Source organism: Sutterella parvirubra YIT 11816 (assembly GCF_000250875.1).
Classification (GTDB): domain Bacteria; phylum Pseudomonadota; class Gammaproteobacteria; order Burkholderiales; family Burkholderiaceae_F; genus Sutterella; species Sutterella parvirubra.
Genome location: NZ_JH605004.1, coordinates 35215 through 37490, shown reverse-complemented (window position 1 = coordinate 37490; position 2276 = coordinate 35215). Strand labels below are relative to the sequence as shown.

The following is a 2276-nucleotide window of genomic DNA, read 5'->3' as shown; positions in this document are numbered from 1 at the left end:
AACTTCCGCCGCAGCACTCCTGCGGTCGCCGACGACGCCTCCGGTTGGGGCGTCTGGAGCGAAGCCGCCGTGTCGCAGGCATTGGCCTCCGGCCGTCCCGTCTTCGTCGACTTCACGGCCGCCTGGTGCGTCACCTGCCAGGCGAACAAGGTGGCGGCCCTTCGCACCAACGACGTCGCCAGCCGCATGGATGAGTTGGGCTACGTGCGCCTCACCGCCGACTGGACGAACCAGAACCCCGACATCACGAAGATCCTGGCGCAGTTCGGCCGCTCGGGCGTGCCGCTTTACCTCATCTACCGTCCGGACGGCCGCATCGACGTCCTTCCGGAACTCCTCACGAAGGGGATCGTTCTGGACGCGCTCTGATGCGTTTCTGAATGAGCGAAAAGCCGCGGCACCCTCAAGAGTCTCCGCGGCTTTTCTTCCTTCAAGGTCCCGAGCGTTCAGGTCGCTTTGGACGTCCCGAGGCTCACTTCTGAGGGGCTTCGGCAGTGCCTTCCGTCTCTTCTGCCTCGGCGGCCTCAGGCGCCTGCTTCACCTCCTGAGCCCCTTGGGCTTCCTGAGCGGCTTCAGCCTCCGCGGCCTTCTTCGCCCGCGCCTCGTCCGCCTTCTTCGCGGTCTCCGCGGTGATCTCGATCGTCGGCTTCTCGCCGAGGTCCCTCACCCAGAGAATCACGTTGTCGAGGAACGCGATCCCGCCCGGCATGTTCTTCGCGCCGTGCACGCTCGCATAGACCGCCCAACGTCGGCCGTCCATGCTGCGGACGTACCCGCCGATGCTCCTCACGTCGGTCAGGAACCCCGTCTTGATGCGGCCTTCGCTCACGGCGACCTTGCGCTTCACCATCGTGCCGTCCTCACCCGTGACGGGAAGGCTCGCGAGGTATTCCGGCATGTAGGGGGACGCCCACCCTGCGCGCAGGAGCGACGCCATCGCGCGCGCCGTCACGTGCGTCTCGCGGGAGAGGCCCGAACCGTTATCGATGTGAATGAGCGCGGGGTCGATCCCCTTTTCGCGCAGCCACTCGGAGAGTTCCGCCCGGGCGTCGGCAAGCGTCGCGCCGCGCACGGGCGGCATCTTGGGGGCCTTCTTGTCCTTCGCAGAGGGGTTCTGTCCGGCGGCCTGTTGCTTGGACTGCTTGGGCTGCTTGGCCTGTTCAGCTTTCTCCGCCTTGAGCTTCGCCTCCCAGGCTTCCTTCGCCTCACGCTCGACGCGGTTCGCGCCGACGGTGAGGAACAAATGCCGCGCCATCACGTTGTTCGACCACTTGTTCGTAAGCGTCGCGACTTCCGTCAACGCAGGCGAAGCGTGCGCGATGCGGCGCTCAGCTTCTTCCGGCACCCGGCCCTCGCGGACCTTACCCTTCCAGGTCCCGCCCGCGCGCTTCCACGCGGCGCGGAAGACCCGCTCGAAGTATTCGTCGCGCTTCATCGCGATCACGTTGAAGTTCTTCGCCCCGCAGGCCGACGGCAACGTCCCGTTGAAGCGGGCCCGCTTCGTGCCGTCCTTCAAGTTCTCCATCTTGAAGCCCAACTTCGTCTTCCAGTCGCCGCAGGCGCCCTTGGAGAGCTTGATCGTGGAGGGGAAGCGCACGCCCTCCATCTTCGGGAAGACGGCGATTCTCGCGATCCCCTTTTCCGTGTCGGGGAGGAATTCGAACGACAGATTCCGGTAGTTGATGAGCGCCGCGTCCGGGCTCACGTTGTAGGGACGGGAGCCCCGCCCGTCGAACGCATTTTCCGACGTGTCCGGCACGTCGAAGCGCGAGCGGTCGATGACGACGTCCCCTTCGATCGAGCGCACGCCCGAAGCGTAGAGCCTCGAGAGCTCCATCTCGAAGTCTTCGATGACGAAATTCGGGTCGCCGCTCCCCTTCACGTAGAGGTTCCCTTTGAGCTTCCCCTTCGCGTCGGGTTCGGCGTCGGTGTAGAAGCCCGTCAGCCACCGGTGGTTGACGCCGAGCTTCTCAAGAGCCAAGAGCGTCGTCACGAGCTTGGCGGTGGACGCGGGCGAGACCGCCGTGTCGGCGCGGTGAAGAAGCGCAGGCGCGCCGGTGCCCTCGACCGGCACCACCGCGATCGTCACGGCATTCGGGTCGACCTTCCAGCGCTTCGCCGCGCGGGCCAAGGGATTGGGAAGCGGTGCGCTCTGAGGCGTCTGCTTCGCTTCAGCGGCGCTCTTCGCGGGCGCAGCTGCCGGGGCGGCGTACGCCCCGCCGGCCATCAGCGGTCCGGCGAGAAACGCACCGGCCGTGGCCGCCGCAAGACGCCGC

General features: G+C 66.6%; 2 protein-coding genes. One reads left to right on the top strand and one right to left on the bottom strand.

Translation table 11 applies throughout. From position 1 onward, the window contains the following. Positions 1-369: thioredoxin family protein (locus tag HMPREF9440_RS10750; RefSeq protein WP_050816188.1), on the top strand; the 369-nt coding region annotated here is incomplete at its 5' end. Positions 370-472: 103 nt separating this feature from the next. On the opposite strand, the gene dacB is transcribed toward HMPREF9440_RS10750, so the two are convergent. After that, positions 473-2276 (bottom strand): D-alanyl-D-alanine carboxypeptidase/D-alanyl-D-alanine endopeptidase (gene dacB, locus HMPREF9440_RS10745; RefSeq protein WP_008543262.1); only part of this gene is annotated, 1804 nt, incomplete at its 5' end.